Origin of the sequence: Rhizobium sp. ZW T2_16 (genome assembly GCF_044987325.1) — a bacterium.
GTDB classification, from domain to species: domain Bacteria; phylum Pseudomonadota; class Alphaproteobacteria; order Rhizobiales; family Rhizobiaceae; genus Neorhizobium; species Neorhizobium cellulosilyticum.
On record NZ_JBJDRG010000002.1, the window covers coordinates 562,377 to 586,451 of the forward strand.

27 protein-coding genes are annotated in these 24,075 nt (G+C 60.3%); 7 read left to right on the plus strand and 20 right to left on the minus strand.

The genetic code is table 11. The features are described 5' to 3' along the window. Nucleotides 1-202 precede the first annotated feature (202 nt). The 15 genes from ACI3K0_RS08295 to ACI3K0_RS08365 all read right to left on the minus strand — a co-directional run bounded on the left by ACI3K0_RS08295 (nt 203) and on the right by ACI3K0_RS08365 (nt 16,408). Nucleotides 203-1,054, minus strand: a complete 852-nt coding sequence (locus ACI3K0_RS08295; RefSeq protein WP_183827453.1) for an MOSC domain-containing protein — start codon at nt 1,052-1,054, stop codon at nt 203-205. 27 nt (nt 1,055-1,081) lie between these two features. Further along, entirely contained in the window at nt 1,082-1,738 is a 657-nt protein-coding gene (locus tag ACI3K0_RS08300; protein ID WP_183827451.1) for an HD domain-containing protein, read from the minus strand. Continuing rightward, complete coding sequence (locus ACI3K0_RS08305) at nt 1,735-4,455, minus strand: DUF2339 domain-containing protein (RefSeq protein ID WP_183827549.1); 2,721 nt, start codon at nt 4,453-4,455, stop codon at nt 1,735-1,737. The genes ACI3K0_RS08300 and ACI3K0_RS08305 overlap by 4 nt, the downstream gene beginning before the upstream one ends. A gap of 361 nt (nt 4,456-4,816) precedes the next feature. Beyond that, nucleotides 4,817-5,650, minus strand: coding sequence for a mechanosensitive ion channel family protein (locus ACI3K0_RS08310; protein ID WP_183827449.1), 834 nt, complete (start codon nt 5,648-5,650; stop codon nt 4,817-4,819). 108 nt (nt 5,651-5,758) lie between these two features. Continuing rightward, nucleotides 5,759-6,295, minus strand: a complete 537-nt coding sequence (locus tag ACI3K0_RS08315; protein WP_148145455.1) for a tyrosine phosphatase family protein — start codon at nt 6,293-6,295, stop codon at nt 5,759-5,761. Continuing rightward, nucleotides 6,292-6,873 (minus strand): YfbR-like 5'-deoxynucleotidase, encoded by a 582-nt coding sequence (locus ACI3K0_RS08320; RefSeq protein ID WP_183827546.1) that lies wholly within the window; start codon nt 6,871-6,873, stop codon nt 6,292-6,294. Before ACI3K0_RS08320 ends, ACI3K0_RS08315 begins: the two co-directional genes overlap by 4 nt. Nucleotides 6,874-6,917: 44 nt before the next feature. Further along, nucleotides 6,918-7,760, minus strand: a complete 843-nt coding sequence (locus ACI3K0_RS08325) for a folate-binding protein YgfZ (RefSeq protein ID WP_183827447.1) — start codon at nt 7,758-7,760, stop codon at nt 6,918-6,920. A gap of 72 nt (nt 7,761-7,832) precedes the next feature. Then, on the minus strand, nt 7,833-8,918 hold the full coding sequence (locus ACI3K0_RS08330; RefSeq protein ID WP_343062589.1) for a siderophore-interacting protein: 1,086 nt from the start codon (nt 8,916-8,918) through the stop codon (nt 7,833-7,835). A 114-nt stretch (nt 8,919-9,032) separates the two neighbouring features. Then, a complete protein-coding gene (locus tag ACI3K0_RS08335) occupies nt 9,033-11,231 on the minus strand; it encodes a TonB-dependent siderophore receptor (protein ID WP_246436314.1) in 2,199 nt (732 codons plus the stop codon). 145 nt (nt 11,232-11,376) lie between these two features. Beyond that, nucleotides 11,377-12,261 carry an AraC family transcriptional regulator gene (locus tag ACI3K0_RS08340; protein WP_183827442.1) on the minus strand — a complete coding sequence of 295 codons (885 nt, stop codon included), beginning with the start codon at nt 12,259-12,261 and terminating at the stop codon, nt 11,377-11,379. Between the two features lie 121 nt (nt 12,262-12,382). After that, nucleotides 12,383-14,098 carry an ABC transporter ATP-binding protein gene (locus ACI3K0_RS08345; protein WP_183827439.1) on the minus strand — a complete coding sequence of 572 codons (1,716 nt, stop codon included), beginning with the start codon at nt 14,096-14,098 and terminating at the stop codon, nt 12,383-12,385. A gap of 208 nt (nt 14,099-14,306) precedes the next feature. After that, nucleotides 14,307-15,092 carry a hypothetical protein gene (locus tag ACI3K0_RS08350; protein ID WP_183827436.1) on the minus strand — a complete coding sequence of 262 codons (786 nt, stop codon included), beginning with the start codon at nt 15,090-15,092 and terminating at the stop codon, nt 14,307-14,309. A gap of 14 nt (nt 15,093-15,106) precedes the next feature. Further along, nucleotides 15,107-15,364, minus strand: a complete 258-nt coding sequence (locus ACI3K0_RS08355) for a hypothetical protein (RefSeq protein WP_112457080.1) — start codon at nt 15,362-15,364, stop codon at nt 15,107-15,109. Between the two features lie 116 nt (nt 15,365-15,480). Continuing rightward, complete coding sequence (locus tag ACI3K0_RS08360; protein WP_246436312.1) at nt 15,481-15,918, minus strand: TIGR02301 family protein; 438 nt, start codon at nt 15,916-15,918, stop codon at nt 15,481-15,483. Nucleotides 15,919-15,991: 73 nt separating this feature from the next. Further along, nucleotides 15,992-16,408: an NUDIX hydrolase gene (locus tag ACI3K0_RS08365; protein ID WP_148145450.1), complete on the minus strand. Its 417-nt coding sequence runs from the start codon at nt 16,406-16,408 to the stop codon at nt 15,992-15,994. 115 nt (nt 16,409-16,523) lie between these two features. On the opposite strand from ACI3K0_RS08365, the gene ACI3K0_RS08370 reads away from it, so the two are divergent. Genes ACI3K0_RS08370 through ACI3K0_RS08390 form a run of 5 tightly spaced genes read left to right on the plus strand, consistent with a single transcriptional unit; the run spans nt 16,524 to nt 18,905 of the window. Then, nucleotides 16,524-16,784, plus strand: coding sequence for a type II toxin-antitoxin system ParD family antitoxin (locus ACI3K0_RS08370; protein WP_148145449.1), 261 nt, complete (start codon nt 16,524-16,526; stop codon nt 16,782-16,784). Next, nucleotides 16,765-17,082, plus strand: a complete 318-nt coding sequence (locus ACI3K0_RS08375) for a type II toxin-antitoxin system RelE/ParE family toxin (RefSeq protein WP_148145448.1) — start codon at nt 16,765-16,767, stop codon at nt 17,080-17,082. Before ACI3K0_RS08370 ends, ACI3K0_RS08375 begins: the two co-directional genes overlap by 20 nt. A gap of 6 nt (nt 17,083-17,088) precedes the next feature. Next, complete coding sequence (locus ACI3K0_RS08380; RefSeq protein ID WP_183827433.1) at nt 17,089-17,415, plus strand: YnfA family protein; 327 nt, start codon at nt 17,089-17,091, stop codon at nt 17,413-17,415. A 54-nt stretch (nt 17,416-17,469) separates the two neighbouring features. Then, complete coding sequence (locus ACI3K0_RS08385) at nt 17,470-18,234, plus strand: SOS response-associated peptidase (protein ID WP_183827430.1); 765 nt, start codon at nt 17,470-17,472, stop codon at nt 18,232-18,234. Nucleotides 18,235-18,281: 47 nt separating this feature from the next. Continuing rightward, nucleotides 18,282-18,905 (plus strand): LysE/ArgO family amino acid transporter, encoded by a 624-nt coding sequence (locus tag ACI3K0_RS08390; protein WP_183827427.1) that lies wholly within the window; start codon nt 18,282-18,284, stop codon nt 18,903-18,905. A 5-nt stretch (nt 18,906-18,910) separates the two neighbouring features. On the opposite strand, the gene ACI3K0_RS08395 is transcribed toward ACI3K0_RS08390, so the two are convergent. From ACI3K0_RS08395 to ACI3K0_RS08405, 3 genes are all read right to left on the minus strand, one after another. Next, nucleotides 18,911-19,048 (minus strand): hypothetical protein, encoded by a 138-nt coding sequence (locus ACI3K0_RS08395; protein ID WP_183685015.1) that lies wholly within the window; start codon nt 19,046-19,048, stop codon nt 18,911-18,913. Between the two features lie 200 nt (nt 19,049-19,248). Beyond that, nucleotides 19,249-20,061 (minus strand): phosphatidylcholine/phosphatidylserine synthase, encoded by an 813-nt coding sequence (locus ACI3K0_RS08400; protein WP_148145582.1) that lies wholly within the window; start codon nt 20,059-20,061, stop codon nt 19,249-19,251. Between the two features lie 27 nt (nt 20,062-20,088). Then, on the minus strand, nt 20,089-20,787 hold the full coding sequence (locus ACI3K0_RS08405; RefSeq protein WP_183827538.1) for a phosphatidylserine decarboxylase: 699 nt from the start codon (nt 20,785-20,787) through the stop codon (nt 20,089-20,091). Nucleotides 20,788-21,123: 336 nt separating this feature from the next. Here ACI3K0_RS08405 and ACI3K0_RS08410 point away from each other — a divergent pair, with 336 nt between their 5' ends. Both ACI3K0_RS08410 and ACI3K0_RS08415 read left to right on the plus strand, forming a co-directional pair. Next, a complete protein-coding gene (locus ACI3K0_RS08410) occupies nt 21,124-21,249 on the plus strand; it encodes a hypothetical protein (protein ID WP_281388852.1) in 126 nt (41 codons plus the stop codon). Between the two features lie 373 nt (nt 21,250-21,622). Then, the gene (locus ACI3K0_RS08415) at nt 21,623-21,886 is read left to right on the plus strand and encodes a hypothetical protein (RefSeq protein WP_183827556.1); all 264 of its coding nucleotides are present in this window, start codon (nt 21,623-21,625) and stop codon (nt 21,884-21,886) included. A gap of 73 nt (nt 21,887-21,959) precedes the next feature. Here ACI3K0_RS08415 and ACI3K0_RS08420 read toward each other — a convergent pair whose 3' ends face one another. Together ACI3K0_RS08420 and ACI3K0_RS08425 are read right to left on the minus strand one after the other, a co-directional pair. After that, nucleotides 21,960-22,094 (minus strand): hypothetical protein, encoded by a 135-nt coding sequence (locus ACI3K0_RS08420; protein WP_280518249.1) that lies wholly within the window; start codon nt 22,092-22,094, stop codon nt 21,960-21,962. Nucleotides 22,095-22,136: 42 nt separating this feature from the next. Continuing rightward, nucleotides 22,137-24,041, minus strand: a complete 1,905-nt coding sequence (locus tag ACI3K0_RS08425; protein ID WP_183827424.1) for an ABC transporter ATP-binding protein/permease — start codon at nt 24,039-24,041, stop codon at nt 22,137-22,139. Between the last annotated feature and the right edge of the window lie 34 nt (nt 24,042-24,075).

Sequence of the window (24,075 nt, forward strand, 5' to 3'; positions counted from 1 at the left end):
CTCTTGAGCGTTTTCCGGTCAGAAAGCGCCCAGGAAGCACGATGACAACGCAAGGCCCGAATCTTGATTTTTGAGAATGCAGCCGTTTTTGGCCGTCAGCACGCCATGCAGGCAACATATCATTGCGCATGGCTGCCATGCGTCAAGACGCCTATTGCCGTCCGCGGTACGCTCTTGTTGTGGAATTTCGCCCTGTGCGGCGTCAGGCGCGCCGCTTGATCGCCCAGGTATCGCGTGTGCCGGTAATCGTTGCCGCATCACCGAGCCTGATCGTGCCTTCGCCGCGCGGCACGGCATTCCAGCCGAATAGCGGGCCGGGTACGCGCCGGTCGCCCGACATGCGGATACGGCCCATCGCCGGGATCGGACTTGGCCCCTCGCGCGAACCGGTCTGCTGGTCCTGCGTGGTCATGATGCAGCGGGCGCAGGGTTTGACGAAATCGAACCGGACGCCGGAAATCTCGATGCCTTCCCAGTTGTCTTCGGCCCAGGCCTCGTCATGGTCGAGCACGATATTCGGACGAAACCGGTCCATGCCGACCGCGCCTTCACCGTTTTTCGCCATGTCGGCGTTGAGCGCTGCAAGTGAACCCGTCGTGGTCACCAGCACCTGGTAACCGTCGGCAAAGGTCACCGGCGTATCCGGTCCCGCCCATTCGGCGCTTGCGATGCGTTCGGCATTCTTGTCGAAAAAGGCGAGCTTCACCTCGCGACCGAGCCAAGTGGAGAGGATCGCATTGGTCCCGTCATCCGCGACTGCGGCGCTGACGGGAGATTTCCAGACAACAACGTCCATGCGCCGGTCGGACGGCGGAACCGCAACCAGGATCTCGCCCTTGCCTTCGACCGCGAAGCGGTAGCCGACATCGCGCGGCTCGACCTCTACCTGCGCCAGTTCCTGCAATTCCCGCTGGGTGATGAACTGTCCGGACGGATCAACCACCATCATCTGCCGGTCACCGGGAATACCGGCGGCGGTGATCACCGCATCATTAAGCGAGATGCCGCGGCCGCTCTTCAAGGGGTAGAAATTCAGTTCCGCGACCTTCGTCATATCGTCCTCAAATACTGTTCCCGGATCTCATCCCTGAATTTCGTCCAGGAACATATCCCTTATCTGTTTCAGCCGCTCGTGCCGTTCACCGGCCAGCGCCCGCCCGGCCTCGGTCTGAAACCCGTCGGCGAGCTTGAACAGCTTGACCTCGAAATGGTCGATGGCAAAACTCTTGTCGTCCAGCGCACGCTCTTTGGCAAGCGGATCGATGGGGTCATAAAGGCCTGATCCCATCCGTCCGGCAATGTAGAAGCAACGCGCCGCACCCACCATGCCGATCGCGTCCAGCCGGTCCGCATCCTGCAGGATCTTTGCCTCCAATGTCTCGGGCTGAATGTTGGCGGAGAAACTGTGCGTCGTGATCGCATGCGCGACCGCCTCGATCGCTGCCTTCTCCCAGCCCATGCCGGTCAGGATGCCGCTCGCCTTGTCTGCCGCCAGCCGCGAGGCCTGCGCTCTCAGCGGCGAGTTCTTTTCCACCGCCACGCAATCATGCAACAGCACGGCAGCAGTCAGAACCTCTCCATTGCCGCCTTCCTTCGCATGGATCCGCATCGCATTCCTGAACACCCGCAGGATATGGGCAATGTCGTGGCTTCCGTCGTCGCTGTCGGTCGCGTGCGCAATAAGCTGCCGCGCCAGTTCTTCGTAAGGGGCAAATGCGGCGGCGAGGGTGAGTGTCATGCAGTGCTTTCCTTGGAATCGGGTTCAACGCTCTTCTTCACCAATATCCGCTGGTAGAAAAGCCCGATCCCGATCAGTACCGCACCAAGTCCGATGAAGGAGAGCGCCCTCAAGATGCCTTCGAGGTTCGACATGTCGATCAGGAACACTTTCAACACCGCGATCAGCACCAGTCCGGCAGAGGCAAGCCTTATGCTCTTGGCGTCAAGCTTCGAGCCGAGCGCCAGCAGCCCGACGCCGATGATCAGCCAGACGACCGAATAGGTATAGGTCTCACCGGGAATGAACCCCTTCCAGTCGGCGATATTGGTTCCCTGCCAGAAGCGCCGCACCGAAAGCGTCGCCCAGAGGAAACCGAGCACCGCACCCGAAACCGCGAGCATTGCCACATAAGGCGCCGGCCGCCGCCCGCGGGCGAGATAGGCTACGAACGCGTAAGCCAGAGCCGGTAGGAGATAACCGAGCAGCAGCAGGTTGACGAAGGGCCACGGCCCGGTGTCCTCGCCCGAGAAGAACGGGTTGAGCGCAAACACATGCAGCGAAAGCACATTCGCCGTCGCCACTACGCCGGCGATCATCGAGCCGAAGCGGAAGACCGGCGAGGGCGATTTCAGGTCGAGCGTCATCAATATGCCCGAGAAGCCGATGGTGATCAGCGTATAGATCGACTGTTCGCCAAGCGTCGGCGCATCGCCGGAAAGCTTTCCGCCATTCATCGCGTGATGCACGAGAACCGCAATCGTGATCAGCGCCGAGAGCGACGCGAGCGCCTGCATGATGTTGCGCACGCGGAAATCCGGAGAGTCGCGCAGCAGCCAGGCGGAGATGATCGCAAGCAGGGTAGGGATGCCGTAGCCGATGAGAAGCGCGTTGAAGAACGGTGTCGTGCCGAGGCTGTTGGCGCCGATCAGCGTCGGCTCCCAGGCGACGCGTCCGAAGACGATCACGATTGCCGCCGCCATCATCCAGGGCAGTGCCGGCCAGGTGCGGACCCGCATGGCAATGAGATAGGCAAAGCCGAGAAGCGATACGAGAACGGTGGTGACAATGCCGTTGGTCAGCGCATGCAGCGCCAGCGTCAGGCCCGCGAAGGAACCGGCAACCGCAAGATTGGCCGGCCAGTCGTTTCCGTCGTCCTCGCTCCTTCGAAACAGCCATTCGGCGGCGGCGATGAGCGCCGCACCGATCACCACCCCATAAAGCCCGTGCGTCCAGTCGCGGAAGAAATTGCCGAAGTTGAGGAAGGAGATGAAGCCGAGCGTCACCGGCATCGCTCCCATCAGCAAGGCCCAGACGATCGAATATTCCCTTTTCTCGTTGCGGAAGCGCCTCAGGGCGGCGACACCCAAAAGCGTAAAGATGGCGCCGAGCAGCAGGCTGACCGCAATCTCGTTACCGGAAAGCGGAAGCGGGATCGGCGTGCCGTCCAGACCTTCCGGTGCGATATAATCGAGCAATGAAAGGGCGGTGATAAGCGTGCCGAGAACCGCACCTGCGGCCGACATAATGGCCGGCCAGAATGCATAGGCGCGAGCCGCACCCAGTGCCGCAAGCGTCGCGATGACTGCCAGGAATGCGAATTGCGGGTCGATCCCCGTGCTGGTGCCGCTGGCAACGGTGGCGAGCGCACAAAGCACGATCATGATCGATAGCGACAGGGTGATCTTCAGCGGCGGCCGTTTCAGCAGCGAAGCCCAGCCGGTGCCGGCGGCTGCGGAATACTGCTGGCCTGGCCAGAGGAAGATCGTGCCGGCAATCATCACCAGCATGGTAAGCGTGGGCGGCAGCGGATCGAAACCCGTGCCGATTGCGGCATAGACCAGCACCCAAAGCCCGGTGCCGATATTGGCGAGCATCGGCACGACAGTCCAGCGGCGAATGCGCGAGGCGGCATCGACCGCAAGCCAGGTGATGCCGAGGAAGAGGAACAGCGCATTGGCGTTCGGCGCGTCCGTCGTTACCAGAAGCGGCGTGACGAGCGAACCGAGCAGGCCGAGACCCGCAAGCGCCTGACCGTGCAGCAGCGACAGCGCAATCACCGCAAACGAGACCAGCGCCAGCAGCACGAAGGCCGTACCGGAGCCGATGAACTCGTAAAAGGCATAGGCCGCAAACACTGTTCCCAGCAGCGTCACCGCACCGGCTGCCGTCAGCGCGCCGGGGATCATCGCATTGGCATAGATTTCGGAAATCTTCGGCAGTGCCTTCCGCCGCACGATCTCGCCACCGGCCATTAGCAGCAGGCCGAACATCGATGCCAGCGTCAGCCGTGCCGCGGGGCCAAGCAGGCCGGCCTCGATCGAATAACGCACGAGAAAGATGCCGCCGAATGCCAGCGCCACGCCGCCGACCCAGACAGGCCAGCGGGCACCAAGATAGCTTTCGAGATTTTCCCGTGACGGCTTTTCCCGCACCGGGCGAGTTGGCTCCGATATCGCCTCTTCGGCCTGGGTCTCGGCGGCGATCGGCTCCGGGGCGTCCTGATCCGCATGGGCGGCCTGCGCAGCGTCCGGCTCTTCAGCCCGCATCTCCTCCAGAACCGCGTCGGCAGCCTCTTCGCGCAGCGGTCGCGGCGCAACTGCCGGGTCGAAGCCACCCTCGGCGATCATCTGCTTGAGTGCAGCGAGTTCCTTTTCCACCCCGTCCACACGGGCAGACACTTTCCGGTTCTGCGACACCAGAAAGAACACAAGGATGACCAGCAGGATATCGATCAGGAACACGTTTACTCCCCCTATGCCGGTGCGAGCCCTGTATCGGGCAAGAGTGTCGCAGCGTCAGGCGAAGTCAATGTAGAGGAAGGACCGCGCGAAAAAAGGGGCAGAGTTGGCCTTCCACAGGCCATGACGACGCCCAGGAATAGTCGGAAACCGGTATGTTGCGGAAATCACCGGCATCGCGCCGCTGCGTCAGGATCGGATCGATCCAAAAGGTATCGGGTCCGGTCCTCGTAACCGGACCCGATACATCCTTGCCATCGTCTGCGCCCGGCTCCGGCTCGCCCGCGCCCTGAAAGGGGCAGCGGAGGTCCGCTCGTGCCGGTACTCTGCCAGGCGACACGATGGATAGGGATCCCTGTTAGGCCGTGGCCTCCTCGGAGGATTGAGGCGCTTCGGTTTCCGGCTCCTTGCCGAAAGCGAGCTTGACGGCCTTGGTCATGTCGCGGCTGACATCCCACCACTGCTTGCTGCCGATCCAGTAGCGCAGGGTGATCTTGGCGCTGCCCGCATCGAAATCAGAGATGAAGGCCGCAGGAGCCGGGGATTTCAACACGCGCTTGTCCGCTGCCGCGAGCTTGATGAGCTTGCTCTCGGTCACATCGACATTCTCGTCCGCGCCGATCGAAATGGTGATTTCGTGGCGGCGGGAGGCAAGGCGGCTGTAATTGGTGATCGGCACGTTCCAGAGAGTAGAGTTCGGCGCCAGCCGATAGACCCCTTCGGCTGTCTTCAGCTCGGTCGCAAACAGGCCGACATCGACGATGGTACCGGTGACGGCGCCCGTCTCGATCGTTTCACCGACACGGAAGGGGCGCAGCACCAGCAGCATGATGCCGGCGGCAATGTTCTGCAGCGTGCCCTGCAGCGCCAGACCGACGGCAAGGCCGATCGCGCCGAGAGCTGCGAGGATCGATGCCGTCTGTACGCCGAACTGGCCGAGCACCATGACGACGACGAGGATCAGCGCCGCATAACGTATGATATTGGAGAAGAACTGCGACAGCGTCGCGTCGATGCCGCTGATGCGCGACAGGCCGTTATAGACCCAGCGGCTGAGCAGCCCCGCCACCAGCCAGCCGAGCACCAGAAGGATGAGCGCGCCTATGACGGAGAAGGAATATTGAACGGCCAAGGCCGTCAGCTGGGCAAGCGCCGTTCGTGTCGCGACGACAAAATCGGATGCCTGATCCATTCCGCAAATAACTCCATTTTTCCTTAGCGCCCGTAATTGGCGCAAAGGGCTAAGAGGTCAAGGCAATCGCGGAAGGTTTTCTTCAATTTCAAGAAGATATCATATTATTCAACTATTTGGCGAGGTTTTCTGCTGTGTCTCTATCGAAAATGAAGCGCGACCGTCTGTCTCCGCACCGCGCCCTATCGCTTTCATCGCGGCAATCAGCCGGCCGTCGCGCTGAAGCATCCGGTCACCGATTTCGATCAGCCGCGTATTCGGTGTTGCATGGGGTGCGACCTTTCGCAGGCGCTGCGCCAGTCCGGCATCGTCTTCTTCCGGGTGAAGCGCCAGAATGGCGATGACAGCCGCTGCCGGAGAGCGGGAAACGCCCATCCAGCAATGCACGACAAGCGGCGCCGACTGGTCCCAGCCGTGGACGAATTCGATCAGCTGGGCGACATGCGCCTCGCTCGGCGCAATCAACCCGCCGGTGCCGGCAAAACCGATATCGTTCATCGCCAGCTTCAGGTGCCGCTCGGCACGGATCACGCCCGGCCGGTGAAAATCCTGCTTTTCGGCAATCAGACTCACCATTTCCTTCGCGCCGTGGCGAACGGCCGTTTCGGCAATGCTGGCAAGCGGGCAGACGACGATAGTGCTCACTTGGTCACCGCCTTCGTCCGTTCCGCCTCGATAGCCTCGAACCTTGCGATGAACAGGGCCTGCGCCTCGACGGCCGAAAGTGGCTGAAGCGGCAGCATCTCGCGGGTAATGCCGCGCGGCTGGCCGAAGAATTTGCGCGCCTCTACTGTGGTAAAGCCGGCAAGCTCGGTCGCTTCGAAATAGGCGGCAACCGTATCCGCCTTCTTGATCAGCACCTTCAACTCCCTGGTCGGATGCGGCGGCAGGCCGAAGCGGATATGCACGGCCGCTTCCAGCCGTGCCTCGACCGTCTTGTAGCCACCGCCGACCACCGATTTGAACGGCGAGATCATGTCGCCGATCACATATTCAGGTGCGTCATGCAAAAGCGTCATCTGCAATGCATCGAAAGACGCATTCTCGTTGCAGCGGCGAAAGATTTCTTCCACCACAAGGCAATGCTGGGCAACGGAAAACGCGTGGTCACCGCGCGTCTGGCCGTTCCAGCGGGCAACGCGGGCAAGTCCGTGGGCGATATCGGCAATCTCGACATCGAGCGGCGAGGGATCGAGCAGATCGAGCCGCCGACCCGAAAGCATGCGCTGCCAGGCGCGCGCGCCAGAGGTCGCACCGGTTGTCGCACTCAAGATTCGACCCCTTCGGCCTCGGCAGGGAAGGTAAGCCCGGTCCATGAGGGCAGTTCGATTACCACCGGCACATCGCCAGCCAGAAGCGGCACGCCATTGGCGACCGCATCCCCCACACGGTCGATCCGCACGATGGCAAGCCCGTTCCTGTCTGAGACCGACCCGAGCGTTCCGACCGGTTTGCCGCCCGCCGTAATTTCGGTGCCCGCTGCCGGAAGCGCTGCCTCAGCCGTTACATGCGCCACGCGCCGGCGCGCCGTGCCGCGATGCTGCATGCGTGAGACGACTTCCTGGCCGACATAACAACCCTTGCGGAAGGAAAGTCCGCCATTCTTGTCGAGCAGGATGTCATGCGGGAACGCATCCTGCAGCGCATAGTCATCACCGGACACCACGAGGCCGGCCGTTATCCTGAGCGCCTGATAAGCGTCCATCCGATCATCGGCATGCTGGCCCGGTTTTCGCGAAAGCGCGATCCCCGCCTTGGCGAATGCGCTATCCACGACCGCACCCTGATCCGCCTCGTCATCCCAGAACACGGTCACGCCATCTTCGGGCAGGGCGGCAAGATCGACCGCCGCGCGCAGCTTGTACATCATCAGCCGCTTCATCAGCGCATCGCGCTGGACAGTCTCTGTCTCGACAATAAACCCCTCACCATCCCGCCAGATGACGAAATCGAACAGGATCTTGCCCTGCGGCGTCAGCAGAGCGCCGGGACGCGCCTCGTTTTCCGGCAGTCCCTCGATATCGGTGGTGATCAGCGAATGCAGGAAATCCTGTGCATCCTTGCCGGAAATGCGGATCAGGCTGCGGGTCGGAAGATAGGCTTTGGTCATGGAACGGGAATCCCTCTACTCACCACGGAGATAAGTCTTCGCGGTGAGCGGAGCAAGCCGAATGCGAAACCGTCAGTCCGTGTGACCGCGACGCCAATAGGTGATCGAGGTCATTCGCGTCCGGTCGAGGCCGTTTTCCTTCAGGCGGGCGCGGATTGCCTGAGCCTCGGTCTTTTCGCAGGCCGCCCAGACGATTGTCTCCGGGCCGAGCCCCTCAAGCCGTGCGGCAATCGCCGGTTCCAGCAATCCGGCTGTGCCCGGCTCGGCGCCATCGCGATGCAGCCATTCGATCGAAAAATTATCGGCAGCGCAGGCCAGGACCTGTTCCTCAGCTTTGTTCGCCACTTCGAGGATCGCATGCACCTTCATGTCGGGTGTCGCCAGTTCGATCATCCGCGCAATGGCGGGGAGGGCGGTTTCATCTCCGGCAAGCAAAAGATCCTTCGCTTCCGGCATGCCGCCCGCACCGGGGCCGAGAAGCGCCGCCCGGTCACCCGGCTGCGCGGTAAGGCCGAATTCGGCGCCCGGCATGCGCCGTCCGCAATCCTCATGCACGACGAAATCGATCACCATCTCGCGGCGTTCGAGGTCGATGCTGCGGATCGTGTAATAGCGCACCGCGATCTCGTCCGCGCCCTCCGGCCAGCCGATGCGACCATCGGCCAGCGTCACCGGCCAGATCGGCTCGCGCCCCTTCGGCGGCATGAGCAGCCGCACATGCAGTCCTTCGGTCGTGTCGAAACGGGCCGTATCCGCGCAGGAGACGGTAAGCCGTCGCATCCTTGGCGTCACGTTGATGGCCGAGACCACGGTGATTTCGCTCAGATTGGCAAGCTTTTCCGGCTTCGGCTGGTCGGCCCATTCGAGCGTCAGCGGATCATCGCCGGCAAACATGAAAAGATGTTCGGCAATGATGCCACGCGTCATCGACAGCATGTCCCCGGTCGAGCAGGCAAGCCTGATATCGAGCTGTTCGCTGACCTTTGAAATATAGGCCTCGCCGATCTCGCTCGACAGCGTCACATGATCGCCGTCGCGAAATACGTCCGCATGGTCGATAAAATGCTCGCAGATCTCGCCCAACATCTCGCCCGCATCGACAGGAATGGCCGTGCCGGTGAGGATGAATTCCCGATGTGGAAATGCAGCTGCGTTCACGATCATTCCTCCATGCGGGTGAGAACCTGGCGAAGACAGAAAAAGAAAGGCCCCATCGGGGCCTTCCTGATTAACTTCACTGGAAATGTCAACTTAGCGTTTCAGGTAATGGGTTTACCAGACCTTGCTGAGCTTGACAGTAAACGTGCGGGCATCGCCGTAACCGCAGGCGCCGATCCCGCCGCAAGCCTCGACATATTCCTTGTCGAACACGTTGGTGACGTTGAGCGAGGCGGTCCAATCATCCTTCTTGTAGCGGATCGCCGCGTCGACGACGGTGGAAGAAGGAACCTTGAGAGTGTTGGTGTCGTTGGCCCAGGACTCACCCTTATAACGCAGGCCGGCGCCCAAACTGAGGCCTTCAAGCGCGCCGGTGGTGACCGTGTAGTCGGCCCATAGCGACGCCGTCCAGTCTGGAACGATATAGGGCGACTTGCCGATGAGTGCCGGGTTCGGATCGTTCTTCGTCACTTCCATGTCGGTATAGGCAAGCGAGCCGAGGATCTTCCAGTTCTCATCGATATTGAACTTGCCTTCCAGTTCCACGCCCTTGGATTCCACCTCGCCGAGCTGGTCCACCCACGGAGCGAAACCGACGGAAACCGTGTTGTTGCGCTTCTTGATGTGGAAGACCGAGGCGGTGAAGGAAGCATCCATGAAGGTCGGGTCGTACTTGACGCCTGCTTCGTACTGCTGGCCTTCTTCCGGCTTGAGCGGTCCGGACGCACCCATGCCGATCTGCGGATTGAAGAAGGTTGCGGCGCTGACATAAGGCGTCACGCCATTGTCGAATTCGTAGGCGAGGCCCGCCCGCCCGCTCCAGGCGTGATCGGTATCCTTGTAACTGTCGTCAGCGTCGAAGGCGGTAACCGGCAGCTTATCCTTGAAATCGCTGTCGATATAGTCGAAGCGACCGTTCAGCGTCACCAGCCAGCCGCCGCCGAAGCGGATCTGGTCCTGCGCATAGATGCCAACCTGATGCATCGTGGCATCCTGGTTGTAGAGAGGCCCGGCCGGTGTCTGCGGCAGGCCATAGACAGGATCCGTCGGGTCGATCGTGCTCGCGCCGAAGGTCGAGTTCTGGATGTTCTTGATATTATAATAGCGGTAGTCGACGCCGACCATGACCTTATGGTTTGCGCCGGCGATATCGAAGTCGTTCTCGATACGATTGTCCCACGCCACGTTGTTGACGCTCGTGTCGCCCGAGAAATTGATGCGGTTGAGATCGCCGGTTGCCGTATAGAGATACGGGTAGACGAAATGTTCCCACTTATCGAGATGGCTGTAACGGAAATTCGAAGTCGCCTTCCAGCCGCCTTCGAACTCGTGTTCCAGTTCGTAGCCGAGCATCTGCTGGTCGTAATGGCCGTTATCGATATCCGGCTCGCCGGGGAAGAAGCGACGGGAGATCTTGCCACCGAACGGGCCGTCGACGACCGTGCCCTCGTAAGGCAGGAAGCCGTTGCCGGTATGACGCTGGTTGAGACCTGCAGCATAGGCAAAGACGGTCAGCTTGGTAGCGTCGTCCGGTGAAATGGTCAGCTGCGGCATGATGAAGCCGCGGATGTCGTTGGTATAGTCCGTATAGCCCTCACCACCGGCCAGTTTGCCGGTCAGGCGGTAGCTGTATATGCCGCTGTCGCCCAGCTTGTCGGAAAAGTCGAAGCCGGTGAAGGCATTGCCGTTACTGTTGATGCCGATCTCGGTGTAATAATAGGGGGTGTCCGTCGGCTGCTTGCGCACCAGATTTATGACGCCACCGGCATTGGCGCCGCCGTAGAGAACCGAGGCAGGCCCCTTTAGCACTTCGACGCGCTCCAGCATGAACGGGTCGATCTGGAAATTGCCGAAGGCGTAACCGAACAGGTTAAGGCCGTCCATGTAGAGACCCGTCTGGCTGGCATCGAAGCCACGCACGTAGAACCAGTCCGTATCCGGGTCTGTACCATAGGGCTGTGCGACGACGCCTGGCGTGTAGCGAAGCGCCTCATCGACCTTGTTGACGACAGCGCGGTCATCAAGCTCGCTGCGGCCGACGACTGAGACAGCCTGCGGAAGCTCATTCAGTGGCGTATCCGTCTTGGAACCGGTCGTCGTCTGCTTGGCGACATAGCCCTTGACCGGGCCGGTGCCGCCCTGTTCGCCTTCGCCCTGAAGCACGATCGGTGCAAGCGTCGTGCTGTTCTGGCTCTCAGCCTCTTGTGCCTGTGCGCTCCAGGCGGCAGCAAGCCCGATGGCAGCCACACCCGCCCAAAGGCTGGCCTTTACGACACCCGCTCTCATTGCGGAAGACTTGACGGTTTTCTTCATTTTTGCCCCACTCGCGCCGCTTTTCCTGCGGTAAAATAATAAGGTGAGTGGTTAACTCAGATTTCTTGTCGGCGCTTGTTCTGATGTGCGGGACTTGAACGATATTGGGCAAAGTTCTCACCCCTCGCGCGTTTGCTCGGATGTTTTATTCCGACTGTGACTTTTTCCACTGCGATGGCGCCAGCCCCATATGCTTGCGGAACACGCGGGAAAAATGCGCGTGGTCCGAAAACCCCGTCTCGGCAGCGATTTCCGTCAGCGGCTGGTCACCGGATTTGAGCATGTCCTTGGCGCGCGAAAGCCGCGCATTCATCTGCCATTCGTGCGGCGCCATGCCGGTCGAAGCCTTGAATGAATGCGAGAAATGCGACTGTGACAGGCCGGTCAACACCGCCAGTTCTTCCAGCCTTATATTGCGCAGGCAATGCTGTTCGATGAACTCGCTCGCCCGCTTCAACTGCCAGGGTGCCAATGCACCGCGCTTGCGTGGCTCCGACTTGGCGAGCTTCAGCACGTCGATCAGAAGCGCCAGCGCCAGCCCGTCGCCGTAAAGATCGTGCAGCGGATCGGGATTGGCGATCTCGGCGGCGATCAGTTCGGCAAGCGCCATGACACGGCTATCCGCGAAGACCAGTTGCGGGTCCTTCAGCCGGCGCGGATCGAGATTGTCGCCCAGCCGCCGGCTCATCGTGTCTGCTTCGAAATGGATGTCGAGATGCCGGACATATTGCACGTCCTTGATATCGATCCACAGATCCATCTCGGCGGGGATGTAGGAGATCGGGCTGAGGCTTGCATCCTGCATCAACCCGGTTTCCCGCGGAGAGCGTTTCAGCGCCGGGCGGCCCTGGCCGCGCTGGTCTAAAAGGATGAACAGACGCGGATCGCGCGCAACGTAATAGCCGCCGGCATAAGCGGCGCATTCCACGTCCCACAGATCGGCGGTAATTCCGTTCCAGTATCGCCTACGCAATCCGCCCAGAACCGAAAAACCCTCGATCTGATTACGCATTCTCGGCTGAAACGTCATGCTCCGACCCCGCGGCTCCACCCTCGTGCAAATGACCACGAGAAAACTATTCTTATTTTATCAAGTTTATTGCGCATCTTCAACCGTGGCGAACATGACGCCGATCTTTACGGTTTTTTCGTCAACCGCCGTGCTGGGCCGAATGCAGGCGGTTATAGGCGCCGCGACGTGCGATCAGTTCCTGATGCGTGCCCTGTTCCAGAATGCCGCTTTCATCGATCACGACGATACGGTCAGCACCCTGGATAGTGGCAAGCCTATGGGCGATGATCAGCGTGGTGCGCCCGACGGCAAGCTCCGACAGCGACCGCTGGATCGCCCGTTCCGTCTCGGTATCGAGTGCCGAGGTTGCCTCGTCGAGGATCAGGATCGGCGGGTTTTTGAGGAACATGCGGGCGATCGCCACGCGCTGTTTCTGGCCGCCGGAAAGCTTGACGCCACGTTCGCCGACAACGGTGTCCAGACCCTCCGGCAGGTCGGCGATCATATCTTCAAGACGCGCTCGGCGCGCTGCATCCATGATTTCTGTATCGCTGGCGCCGAGGCGACCGTACGCGATGTTTTCCCGCATCGTGCCGCCGAACAGGAACACGTCCTGCTGCACAATGCCGATCTGCTGGCGCAGCGACGCCTTGGTCATTTGGCGAATGTCGATACCGTCGATCGTGATCGAGCCGCTCGTGACATCGTAGAAGCGTGGCAGAAGCGAGCACATCGTCGTCTTGCCCGCACCCGAGGGGCCGACAAAGGCGATCGTCTCGCCGGGCTGGATCGACAGGCTGACATTTTTCAGGATCGGCTTGTCGGCGCTGTAGCCGAAGGAAATGCCGTTATAGTCGATCGCCCCCTTGAGCGCACCGACAGCGACCGCATCCGGCGCATCGGCGATATCCGGCTCGGTATCGACAAGCTCGGTGAAACGGCGGAAACCGGCAATGCCCTTCGGATAGGTCTCGATAACCGAATTGATCTTCTCGACAGGACGGAAGAACACGGTGACGAGCAGCAGGAAGCCGATGAAGCCGCCGGCGGTCAGTTCGCCCTGCAGCACGAACCAGGCGCCGCTGATCATCACGATCATCTGCGTCAGGCGCATGCTCATGTAGCTGAGCGAGGTGCTGGCGGCCATAATCTTGTAGGCTTCGAGCTTCACGCGGCGATAATTCTGGTTGTCGCGTTCGAACAACGCCCGCTCATGCGGTTCGTTGGCAAAGGCCTGCACGACGCGCATGCCGCCGACATTTTCCTCGATGCGGCTGTTGAAATCGCCCACCCGGTCGAAAAGTCGGCGGAAATTGGCGCTCATCCGCGCACCGTAGCGGCTGGTCACCCAGGCCGTCAGCGGCACCACCAGCGCGGTGATCAAGGCCAGCTTCCAGTTGACCGAGATCATCAGCGCCAGCGCGCCGATGAAGGTCATGATGGCGATGAACAGGTCTTCGGGCCCATGATGTGCAACCTCGCCGATCTCTTCCAGATCCTTGGTCAGCCGCCCGACCAGATGCCCGGTCTTGTGATTGTCGTAATAACGGAAGGAAAGCTTCTGCATGTGGTTGAAGGCTTCCCGGCGCATATCGGTCTCGATATTGATGCCAAGCATGTGGCCCCAATAGGTGACGACAACCATAAGACCGGTGTTCATCGCATAGCAGATGAGAAGCGCGATCGAGGCGATCACGATCAGGAACCACTCCTGTGTCACCAGCAACCGGTCGACGAACAGCTTGACCGCCATGGGAAAGCCGAGTTCCAGCAGGCCGGAAAGAACCGCACAGCTGAAATCGAGAATGAACAATCCCTTGTAGGGGCGGTAATAGGCAAAGAAACGGGAAAGCATTACGGCATCTCTGGAATGTGGTTCGGCGACAGAACGCCAGCAAGGAAGTAGCCAAACTTGAGCCGCATCCTCCATATTCGAAAATGAACGGGTTCGGAAAGTCCAAATATCCGCGAGGGCAGGCCGAAACTGCTCATGGTGTTGCGTTAAGGCGTCTATCCGCTCTCAGAGCGTACGATGCGAGCATGCGAGGCCTAGAGCGAGGACCTCAGTCGCCGCCGGCCATGAACTTCCATTGTCCGTCCGGCGAAATGCCCAGACGGTAGAAATTGTAATTACCGGCCTCTTCCATGCCCATCAGGTCGCCTGCGGTAACGATGCGCAGCAGCTCGACCCGTTCCGGCGCCGTGAGTTCGGAAAGCGGCTTGCCGATGAAATAGGGCCAAACATAGGCTTCGTCCGGCGTTCCCGCATCGACCCTTGCAGCACCCGTTGCCAGAAGATCGAGCATGATTGCGAGGATTTCCTGGCCTTCCGCATCCCCGGAAAAGTTTTTGAGCGTATCGATCGGATCGTCGCTCTCATTATTCATGATCTGCGGCGGTTTCGGCGTGCCTTCGATCAGCGGGCGCAGCCGTTCGATATCACCGGACGCGGCTGCTTCCACCAGCCTTTCGCGCATGGCTTTCACCGGCGCGGGCAGGGCGGAGAGATCGCGGATGATTTCTGCCGAGGGCTGATCGGCAGCAGATGTCGATCCGGCTCCACCCGGATTGGCATTCGTCCCATCACTCTTGGGAGCGGTTTTGTCGTCGGCAGCTGGCGCCGTATTCTCCGCGTCTTGCTGGCGCGCGTCACCTTCCAGCGAAAGTCCGGGGCGCGTCTGGGTTGCGCCTTCAAACGCCTGAAGCAGGGGCGTTTCCTGCGGGCGAATATCCTCGGCGGCAGGCGCCATGCGTCCATCCGAAAGCGCAAACGCGTTTGCTGAAACGCAGAATATCGCCGCCGTTGCCAGCAGCCTTGTCGTGACGGATTTGAAAATGGCGTTCCGCATGGGAAGCTCGAATATTACTGGATGTTGCGTTCGGGAGAAAACTCGCCGGCCAGCATGCGCTGACGAAGTGATTCGAGCAGGGCTTCCGCACCTTCCTCGCCACGCTGGCGGATCGTTTCGCGCATGGCGAAGGCGATTGCTGCGTCTGCGATGATTTCCGGCTCGATACCGTCTGCGCGTCCGTCTGCCCAGGCGTCGTTCTGATACTCGAGCGCGACCTGCATCTTTTCGTGGACGATCATGTCATCGATTTCGTTGCGGCCTGACTGCATACTGAACTTTCCTCGGTGCCGGCCAATGAGGCCGATTTGATTACTGCGCCGTTAAGAACTTTATCAGCCTTTTATCGAAACGACACGCCTTCCTGACGAAAGAGGTAAATAATCCGCTAATTTCCGAAACGCGAGGTTATTTCCGTCGCAAGTGTTGCGCCTTCGTTACGGTATCGCTCCTCAGCCGTGCGCGCCGCAAGCGTGCAGGATGTGTGCACGGCAGCAAAGGAGCGGTATCCACGATTATAGGCGGCCGTCAACCGCTCCCGCCGCGCTGGCTCGTTTGCCGCATCGGAATCGAGCAGCTGCCGCATCGTCCGGCGCCAGTCCTCCTGCGGTGCACCGCACAATTCGCGCAGGTAGCTGATCGAGCCCAGGACCTCGGAAAGCCGCAAAAGCTGGGCATCATAAGGGGCAGGAAGGGAGGTTTCCGCCGGTGCCGGTTGCTGAACCGGAGCCTTTGTATCCGCCGCAGGCTTCTTCGTTCCCTGCGCTGCAAGCGGGGACGCGATGACAAGAAAAAGCGGCAGGGCGAGGCAGGCGGCGGATTTCAAACGGAATTCCTTGGGTTGGCGTCCGAAGTCGATTCGGATGCTCGTGATTCGGCAGCGATCCGACGCGCCAATCTTACCGGTCGGCTGCAAGCGCCGCCAGCTTTTCGGCGCAATCGCGAACGCTCGGCGGGCAGGGCAGGCGGCGGATTTCTTCCGCGGTGTACCAGCCGGGATCGGCCGCATCGTCGGCGGCAACAGCCTCGACATGCCGATCGGCCTCGATCCTGAAGACGGAGAGAAAGAAATGGCTTCCGCCATCCTTCTCGCTCTTCAGGTCATAAGTGGCAAAGAGCGTCGGATTGCGCGCCTGGATCCCGGTTTCCTCGAAGAATTCCCTTAGCGCCGTTTCTGCCGGCGTCTCGCCCGGCTCCGCCCGTCCGCCGGGAAAGGCAAACAGATCGGCCATCGGCGGGTTCTTCCGTCGGATTAGCAGAAAGCGACCATCACGTTCAAGGATTGCGGAAGAGGCGGCCTGGGGGGAGAGGGGCATGTTTTGATATTACTCGGTAACAGGGAGGTTGTGCGGCTGCCAAATCCTAACCTCACATCGCGATATTGTAAAAGTATTGCAAAATACCGTATTGTCGATCTTTAAGGAGCATCCCATGGCGCGTGCGAAGACCTTTTCCCTTGGTGACGCTTATGATGGCATCCTGGCGGATCTCGTAAAACATGGCCGCTTTGGAACGGAAACTGAAGCCGTTCGGGCGGGCATACGTATGCTTGCCGACTACGAGATGCGCGTGCAGTCTCTTCGTCAGGCAATCCAGTCAGCTGAGAGCCAGATCGCAGAAGGCCTCGGGATAGAATATGATACTCATGAATCCCTGCTTGCGGATGTCATGAATGACGACGAAGGGCGGTAAAAGGGCGAAACGGCTTATCGTCTCTCCGCTGGCGCGTGCGGACCTGCGTGGCATTCGTCGCTTTATTGCTGCGACCAGCCCTTATTATGCAGAGGAATTCCTGACGGACCTGACTGCGAAGATCATCTGGATTGCGGAGGCTGATTTTACCGGTTCACCGCGCGACGATATCTCTGCGGGGTTGCGAGCCTTTCCCTATCGGCAGCGCTATATTTATTATCGTTCCTACGCAGATCGGATCGTGATTCTGCGCGTGCTGCACATGGCACAGGACGTCAAACGACAGGATTTCGAATAAAATCCCATGCAGACCTATCTCCTTTACGCCTTCGCTGCCCTTGCCGAAATTGCCGGCTGTTTTGCCTTCTGGGCCTGGCTGAAACTCGACAAGTCGGCGCTCTGGCTGGCGCCGGGAATGGTTTCGCTGGCAGCCTTCGCCTGGGCGCTGGCGCTGGTGCCGGCGGAAGCTGCGGGGCGCGCTTATGCGGCTTACGGCGCCATCTATATCGTCGCTTCGGTGCTCTGGCTCTGGGGTGTCGAGGGCCGTTCGCCCGATCGCTGGGATGTAACGGGGGCCATCGTCTGCCTCGTCGGCGGGGCGATCATCCTGTTCGGACCGCGCAGCGCCTGATGGCGTCCAGTCGAATTTCTTGACCGCTCTCAAACGCGGTGCCATCTAGAGCCCATGTGTGGACGTTACGCCCTGACCCACAAGCCGGACGAGGTTCTCGGCATTCTTGGTGTCGCAGATTTCGAGGATGATTTTCCGCCGCGGTTCAACATCGCGCCGACGCAGCCCGTCCTCGTGGTCGGCCAGGCCGATCGCCAGCCGGGCAGCAACCTGCCGGATCGTCGAGCAACGCTTGCGCGCTGGGGGCTGATCCCCGGCTGGGTCAAGGACATGCGCGACTTTCCGCTGCTGATCAATGCCCGCTCGGAAACGGCGATCGACAAGGCTTCCTTCCGCGCCGCCATGCGCCATCGCCGCATCCTCGTTCCGGCCTCCGGTTTCTATGAGTGGAAGCGTCCGCCGAAGGAAAGCGGCATGAGTTCGCAGGCCTACTGGATCAGGCCGAAGAGCGGCGGTGTCATAGCGTTTGCCGGGCTTATGGAAACCTACGCGTCGGCCGACGGATCGGAAGTCGATACCGCGGTGATCATGACGACCAAAGCCAATCGGGCGATCCGGGGCATTCATGACAGGATGCCGGTCGTCATCCGGCCCGATGATTTCGAGCGCTGGCTGGAATGCAAGACCCAGGAACCGCGCCAGGTCGCCGATCTCCTGAAGCCCGCCGAAGACGATTTCTTCGAGGCGATCCCCGTCTCGGATCTGGTCAACAAGGTCTCCAACATGGGGCCTGATGTGCAGAAACCGGTTGCCGTCGCGGAGCTTGAGGACAAACCTCCGAAACCCGGCAAAGACACATCTCAGATGTCGCTGTTCTAGGCGGATTCCGCTCTCACTGTTTCTTCTCCCACCGGAATGCTTCCCAAATGAATCTTCTGTCTGCCGGTCTGTCCGGCTTTGCCCTCGGCGGGTCGCTGATCGTTGCGATCGGCGCCCAGAACGCTTTCATCCTGCGCCAGGGCCTGCTGCGCCGGCATGTCTTCGTGCTCTGCCTGATCTGCGCCCTGTCGGATGCGACATTGATCGCAGCCGGAGTCGGTGGGATGGGCACGATCGTGTCGCAATCGAAAACGCTGATCCTGCTGGTCACGATCGGTGGCGCGATATTTCTGGGAAGTTATGCGGCGCTGGCTTTCAAGCGCGCCTTGCGGCCCGCGGCCATGGTGGCGGAGAAAACGGAAGGCCTGTCGCTGAAAGCGGCGGTCCTGACCTGCCTTGCCTTCACCTTCCTCAATCCGCATGTCTATCTCGACACCGTCCTGCTCGTCGGCAGCCTGTCTGCCGGCTTCGAAGGACGTGAACGTTTCGCTTACGGGGCAGGTGCCGCCACCGCCTCGTTCGTCTGGTTCTTCGGGCTGGGTTACGGCGCCCGTCTTCTGGCGCCGATCTTCGCCCGACCCGCCGCCTGGCGGGTTCTGGACGGCCTGATCGGCCTTGTCATGAGCGCGCTGGCGCTCGGTCTTTTGTGGAGTGCGTTCAGCGACTTCTGAGCGACTTACCGGACCGGCGTCAGCTTCGGCTTCCGCTTCAGCATCATGGCTGCTGCTGCAACGGCCTTGATGCCGAGCGGACGGAAATGTGCAGTGAAGTCGGGCTTCTGTTCCGGCTTTTCGGTCTTTTGGGTATTGCTCACGTCTTTATCCTCATCACTTCACCCGCATGATTCTTCTGTGCTGCGGGGCGCCGGGAAATCACCGGCAATAGGGGCGGAATAAAGGCTTATCCGCTGCTTTTCGATGAGGTGAGTCTACGCGTGGCAACTTGCCGCAGGCAGGAGCTGCGATGCAGCAATTTCAGTGCATTGCAGCGGGTGCCGTATTGCCTAAGTACGCGTCAGACGTGCGTACGTTCGTCTTCGATGGTGATCGTGCCGTAGCGTCGCTTCCATGCCCTTGCGCTGAATGGCAGCACGCAAAGATAGGCGACGACGGTGACCGAGAGAACTTCCCATGTGTAGCTCATCAGGAGCGCGACATAGAGAACGACGAGAAGCATGATCGGAAACATCATGTCCCGGCGGATCTTGCTCGACTTGCCGGACCAGACAGGCAGCCGGCTGACCAGCAGATAACCGATGCCGACCGTATAGGCGACGCTGCCATAGATGAACAACGGGGTACGCTCGACGCCGAGGAAGCCGAGATAGACCGGCAGCAGCATCAGGAGGGCTCCCATCGGGGCCGGCACGCCGACAAAGAATTCCGACTGCCAGGGCGCCTTGATGCCGCGGTCTTCCATGACGTTGAAACGTGCCAGTCGCAGGCCCGCAGCGATCGCATAGAGCAGCGCCGCAATCCAGCCGAGCGAACGGGCACCGTCGAGCAGGAAGGCGTAGGAGACTAGCGCTGGGGCGACGCCGAAATTGATGATGTCGGCAAGCGAATCCATCTGCACGCCGAATTTCGACGTGGCCTTCAAGAGACGGGCGATCCGCCCGTCAATGCCGTCGAGAAAGGCAGCCAGCAAAACCATGGCGACGGCCAGCTCGTAGCGTGCCTCGAATGCGAGCCTGATACCCGTCAGGCCCGCACAGATGGCCAGAACCGTGATGAGGTTTGGCACCATCAACCGGATGGGGATTTCCCTCAGACGTGGACCGCGGGCCTCGTCGGTCGAGCGGTTCGGCTCTCCTGGGGGCATATCCATCATCCGTTTTCTCCTTGATGCTATCTATCAGCTGCGACGGCCGAGCGACGGGCCTTTGGTCGAGCCGAACTCAGCCAGCACCGTCTCGCCGGCAATGGCAAGCTGTCCGATCGACACACGCGCCTGTCCGCCATTCGGTACGAACACATCGAGGCGCGAACCGAAGCGGATCAGGCCAAAGCGTTCGCCTGCATTGAGCGGCTCGCCCGGCTTGACCCAGCAGACGATCCTGCGCGCAACGAAGCCGGCGATCTGCACGACGCCGACATTGCCATGGCGGCTTTCGATGACGAGGCCGTTGCGCTCGTTGTCGGAGCTTGCCTTGTCGAGTTCCGCGTTGACGAACTGTCCTGCGCGATATTCGATCACCTTGACTTCACCGCGGACCGGCGAGCGGTTCACATGGCAGTTGAAGACGTTCATGAAAACGGAAATGCGCAGCATGGGTTCTGAGCCGAGACCCAGTTCCGACGGCGGAACTACCATGGCGACGTGGCTGATGCGGCCATCGGCCGGGCTGACGATCAGATCGTCATCCTGCGGCACGACGCGCTCGGGATCGCGGAAAAAATAGGCACACCAGAGCGTCAGCACCAAACCGATCCAGAATAGCGGTTCGGCGAAATAACCAAGGATCAGTGACACGACAAAAAAGATCGCAACGAAGACGTAGCCTTCCTTGTGGATCGGCACGAGCGTGTTGCGGATGGTGTCGAAGAGGTTGATCAACTGTTTCTCCCTGGGGCGTAAGGCCTGTGTTAGCGGCACTGACTATCGAAAAACGGTATTCGCGGCAATGCGGTTCCGTGTTCCTCACCAAACCGTATGGGGATTGCAACCATCACGCGACGGATACGTTGGCACATGTGAATGTGAATCAGATTTTTGCTGCAATGCAGCAAAATGGCATGGCTTTTGCTTCGATTTTCATATGGTTGTCACAAAAGTCGGTCAGGAGGCAGCTGACTTACATCAAAGTCGAATGTTACGGATGCGCTTAAACCATTGTTGGGAGCACTTTTCGTATATTCGCTTCGGCTGGAACACGGAAGAGTTGGAGAAATGAGCGTTACTTGGTGCCTGATAGCAGCGGCGGATATTGCGATCGTGATCGCCGCAGTGGCCTATACGGTCTGGAGCCAGCGTCGCTATCGCGAACGCATGCGTTTCGGTTCGTCGCGCCGCTAGAGCGCCCTGCGCCCGAATGGACGCACAAGCATGCTCTGATGCGCAGGTGGAAAGGCTTACTCGAGGTTTCTTCGTCGCTTCGACCACGCCTTTCTGTCAGGTGGATTTGTCTTCCGCCGCCATTGCCGCCACCGCTCTGCCTTGAGCAAGGCCGCCCGTTTGGCGGCTTTTTGCGTTTTATCGCAGTGTTCAGATACCAGCGTTCCGCGGTCAGATATGGGCGATGTTTGAGATGGGATCGCCTGCGTGAATTTGACGCGCGATTTCTCGCATAAGGAGAATTTGCCACATCGAAAATGCCCCTTTTTGGCCGTAGTTTTGCAATGTGACTGTAGTCCACCCCGTGTACAGGTTTTGATAGAGGAGCAAAACCATGAAACGCGACCTGACCATCGAAGATGTCGTATCTGACCCATTAATCGCCCAGCTTCGGCGGGCAGATGGCATTTCCACGCCGGAGTTTGCGCAGCTGCTGCATGCGGCAGCGGAAATCTACGGTGTCGGCAAATCTCCGCGCCGCTCCGACAAGACGACATTCGTGTTGTGCGAGACGGCGGAGTTTGCGCCGGAACGACGCGAAAGCATTCCGGTTGGCAAGACGCAGCCTAAGGCAGGTGTTCCATGTCTTGGCTGGTAGATTGCCATCCGGCAAGTGGCCTTCACAGCATTGGTCCCGTTGCCCGGCGGGCGCCCCTCGGCTTGCTGGGGTTTCAGATTTTTGCCGGGTCGACGAGACCGAGCCAGGTCGTCAGCGCCAGAAGCGGTGAGCCCCAGAAGGTCAGCACGAGAAGGTAGGCGAGCACGAGGCTGCCCGCCACCGCCATCCGTTTCCAGGAATAGTTCATCCGTCGTTTCATCGCTTCGGCCTAACTTTCTGTTGGAACTCGTTATTCCGCCGCCGGCGTGCCGCGCGTGACGACACCCAGATCGTCGCTTTCGCGCACCTGGCGCAGATGTTCTTCCGCCTGTGTGGCTTCGCGCTGACGGTTCCACATCGAGGCGTAGAGACCGTTTTCTGCAAGCAGGCCGGCATGCGTGCCGCGTTCGGCGATCTCTCCTGCGCGCAGCACGATGATCTCGTCGGCGCCGATCACGGTCGAAAGCCTGTGGGCGATGACAAGAGTCGTGCGATTTTCCGAAACCTTGTCCAGCGCCGACTGGATCTCATGTTCAGTCGTCGTGTCGAGCGCAGACGTCGCCTCGTCGAGTATGAGGATCGGCGGGGCCTTCAAAATCGTGCGGGCGATCGCCACCCGCTGCTTTTCTCCGCCGGAAAGTTTTAAGCCGCGTTCGCCAACCCTGGTTTCATAACCGTCAGGAAGCTGCTTGATAAAAGTGTCGATCTGCGCGATCTCGGCTGCCTTCTGCACCTCCGTGTCATCGGCACCCGGTCGGCCGTAACGGATGTTATAGGCGACCGTATCGTTGAACAGCACCGTATCTTGTGGAACCATGCCGATCGCCGCGCGCAGCGACTTCTGCGTCACGTCGCGCACATCCTGGCCGTCAATGGTGATCGAGCCGTCCTGAATATCGTAGAAGCGATAGAGCAGGCGGGAGATCGTCGATTTGCCGGCGCCCGACGGGCCGACGATCGCAACCGTCTTGCCGGCCGGCACCTCGAAGGAAATGCCCTTGAGGATCGGCCGCTCGGGATCGTAGGAAAAACGGACATCCTTGAAGGCGATGGCGCCTTTTTCGTTGCTCGTAGCATTGAGGACGAGCGGCTTTGCATCCGGCCGGTCGGTCACTTCCGCCTCGACTTCCAGAAGCTCGAACATCTGCTCGATATCGGTTAGACCCTGGCGGATTTCGCGGTAGACGAAGCCGATGAAATTGAGCGGCACCGAAAGCTGCATCAAAAGCGCATTGACGAAGACGAAATCGCCGATCGTCTGTTCGCCGCGCTGTACTGCCAGCGCCGACATGATCATGATCACGGCCTGGCCGAGACCGAAGATAACGCCCTGGCCGAAGTTGAGCCAGCCGAGCGAGGTCCAGACCTGTGTGGCGGCCTTTTCGTAACGCGCCATCGACACGTCGAAGCGCCTGGCCTCCATCTCCTCGTTGCCGAAATACTTGACCGTCTCGAAGTTCAAAAGCGAGTCGATCGCCTTGGTATTGGCGTCGGTATCGCTGTCATTCATCGTCCGGCGAATGGCGATGCGCCAGTCGCTGGCCTTGATGGTGAACCAGATATAGGCGGCAACGGTGATCGCCGTGACCGCGAGATAGGCAAAACCGTAAGCCGCCCAGAAGATGATGGCCGTCAGCACGAACTCGATCAGCGTCGGCACCGAATTGAGGATGGTGAAGCGGACGATCGTTTCGATGCCCTTGGTGCCACGCTCGATGATGCGCGAAAGCCCGCCCGTCTTGCGCTCCAGATGGAAGCGCAGCGAAAGCTGGTGCATGTGCACGAAGGTCTTGTGGGCAAGCTGGCGCACCGCATGCTGGCCGACCGAGGCAAACAGCGCGTCACGCAGCTGGTTCAGGCCCACCTGCAGGATGCGGGTGAAATTGTAGGCGATGACCAGCACCACGGCGCCGAGCAGGAAGGCCGGCAGAAGCCCAGCCATATCCAGCTTGCCGTTCAGCGCATCGGTCGCCCATTTGAAGAAATAAGGAACCGAGAGAAGCACCAGCTTGGCGAGGATGAGGAAGAACGTGGCCCAGAGCACCCGCGCCTTGAGGTCCGCGCGCCCCGTCGGCCACATATAGGGCCACAGGTTGACGAGTGTTCCGAGCGGATTGCCGTCATCCGCGGAAACGATCTTCTTCTTGTTCGACATGCAGGTCTCCGGGACGCGCGAAAGAAGCGCCACC

Bases quoted from the DNA above. Each gene is read 5' to 3' on its own strand.
- ACI3K0_RS08355 (WP_112457080.1), bottom strand. From the start codon at position 15,364: ATGCAGTCAGGCCGCAACGAAATCGATGACATGATCGTCCACGAAAAG.
- ACI3K0_RS08345 (WP_183827439.1), bottom strand. From the start codon at position 14,098: ATGCTTTCCCGTTTCTTTGCCTATTACCGCCCCTACAAGGGATTGTTC.
- ACI3K0_RS08325 (WP_183827447.1), bottom strand. From the start codon at position 7,760: ATGACCAAAGCCTATCTTCCGACCCGCAGCCTGATCCGCATTTCCGGC.
- ACI3K0_RS08335 (WP_246436314.1), bottom strand. From the start codon at position 11,231: ATGAAGAAAACCGTCAAGTCTTCCGCAATGAGAGCGGGTGTCGTAAAG.
- ACI3K0_RS08400 (WP_148145582.1), bottom strand. From the start codon at position 20,061: ATGGATATGCCCCCAGGAGAGCCGAACCGCTCGACCGACGAGGCCCGC.
- ACI3K0_RS08295 (WP_183827453.1), bottom strand. From the start codon at position 1,054: ATGACGAAGGTCGCGGAACTGAATTTCTACCCCTTGAAGAGCGGCCGC.
- ACI3K0_RS08300 (WP_183827451.1), bottom strand. From the start codon at position 1,738: ATGACACTCACCCTCGCCGCCGCATTTGCCCCTTACGAAGAACTGGCG.
- ACI3K0_RS08380 (WP_183827433.1), top strand. From the start codon at position 17,089: ATGCAGACCTATCTCCTTTACGCCTTCGCTGCCCTTGCCGAAATTGCC.
- ACI3K0_RS08425 (WP_183827424.1), bottom strand. From the start codon at position 24,041: ATGTCGAACAAGAAGAAGATCGTTTCCGCGGATGACGGCAATCCGCTC.
- ACI3K0_RS08365 (WP_148145450.1), bottom strand. From the start codon at position 16,408: ATGCCCCTCTCCCCCCAGGCCGCCTCTTCCGCAATCCTTGAACGTGAT.
- ACI3K0_RS08410 (WP_281388852.1), top strand. From the start codon at position 21,124: ATGAGCGTTACTTGGTGCCTGATAGCAGCGGCGGATATTGCGATCGTG.
- ACI3K0_RS08340 (WP_183827442.1), bottom strand. From the start codon at position 12,261: ATGACGTTTCAGCCGAGAATGCGTAATCAGATCGAGGGTTTTTCGGTT.
- ACI3K0_RS08420 (WP_280518249.1), bottom strand. From the start codon at position 22,094: ATGAACTATTCCTGGAAACGGATGGCGGTGGCGGGCAGCCTCGTGCTC.
- ACI3K0_RS08385 (WP_183827430.1), top strand. From the start codon at position 17,470: ATGTGTGGACGTTACGCCCTGACCCACAAGCCGGACGAGGTTCTCGGC.
- ACI3K0_RS08320 (WP_183827546.1), bottom strand. From the start codon at position 6,873: ATGCTTTCGGGTCGGCGGCTCGATCTGCTCGATCCCTCGCCGCTCGAT.
- ACI3K0_RS08310 (WP_183827449.1), bottom strand. From the start codon at position 5,650: ATGGATCAGGCATCCGATTTTGTCGTCGCGACACGAACGGCGCTTGCC.
- ACI3K0_RS08350 (WP_183827436.1), bottom strand. From the start codon at position 15,092: ATGCGGAACGCCATTTTCAAATCCGTCACGACAAGGCTGCTGGCAACG.
- ACI3K0_RS08375 (WP_148145448.1), top strand. From the start codon at position 16,765: ATGACGACGAAGGGCGGTAAAAGGGCGAAACGGCTTATCGTCTCTCCG.
- ACI3K0_RS08390 (WP_183827427.1), top strand. From the start codon at position 18,282: ATGAATCTTCTGTCTGCCGGTCTGTCCGGCTTTGCCCTCGGCGGGTCG.
- ACI3K0_RS08370 (WP_148145449.1), top strand. From the start codon at position 16,524: ATGGCGCGTGCGAAGACCTTTTCCCTTGGTGACGCTTATGATGGCATC.
- ACI3K0_RS08415 (WP_183827556.1), top strand. From the start codon at position 21,623: ATGAAACGCGACCTGACCATCGAAGATGTCGTATCTGACCCATTAATC.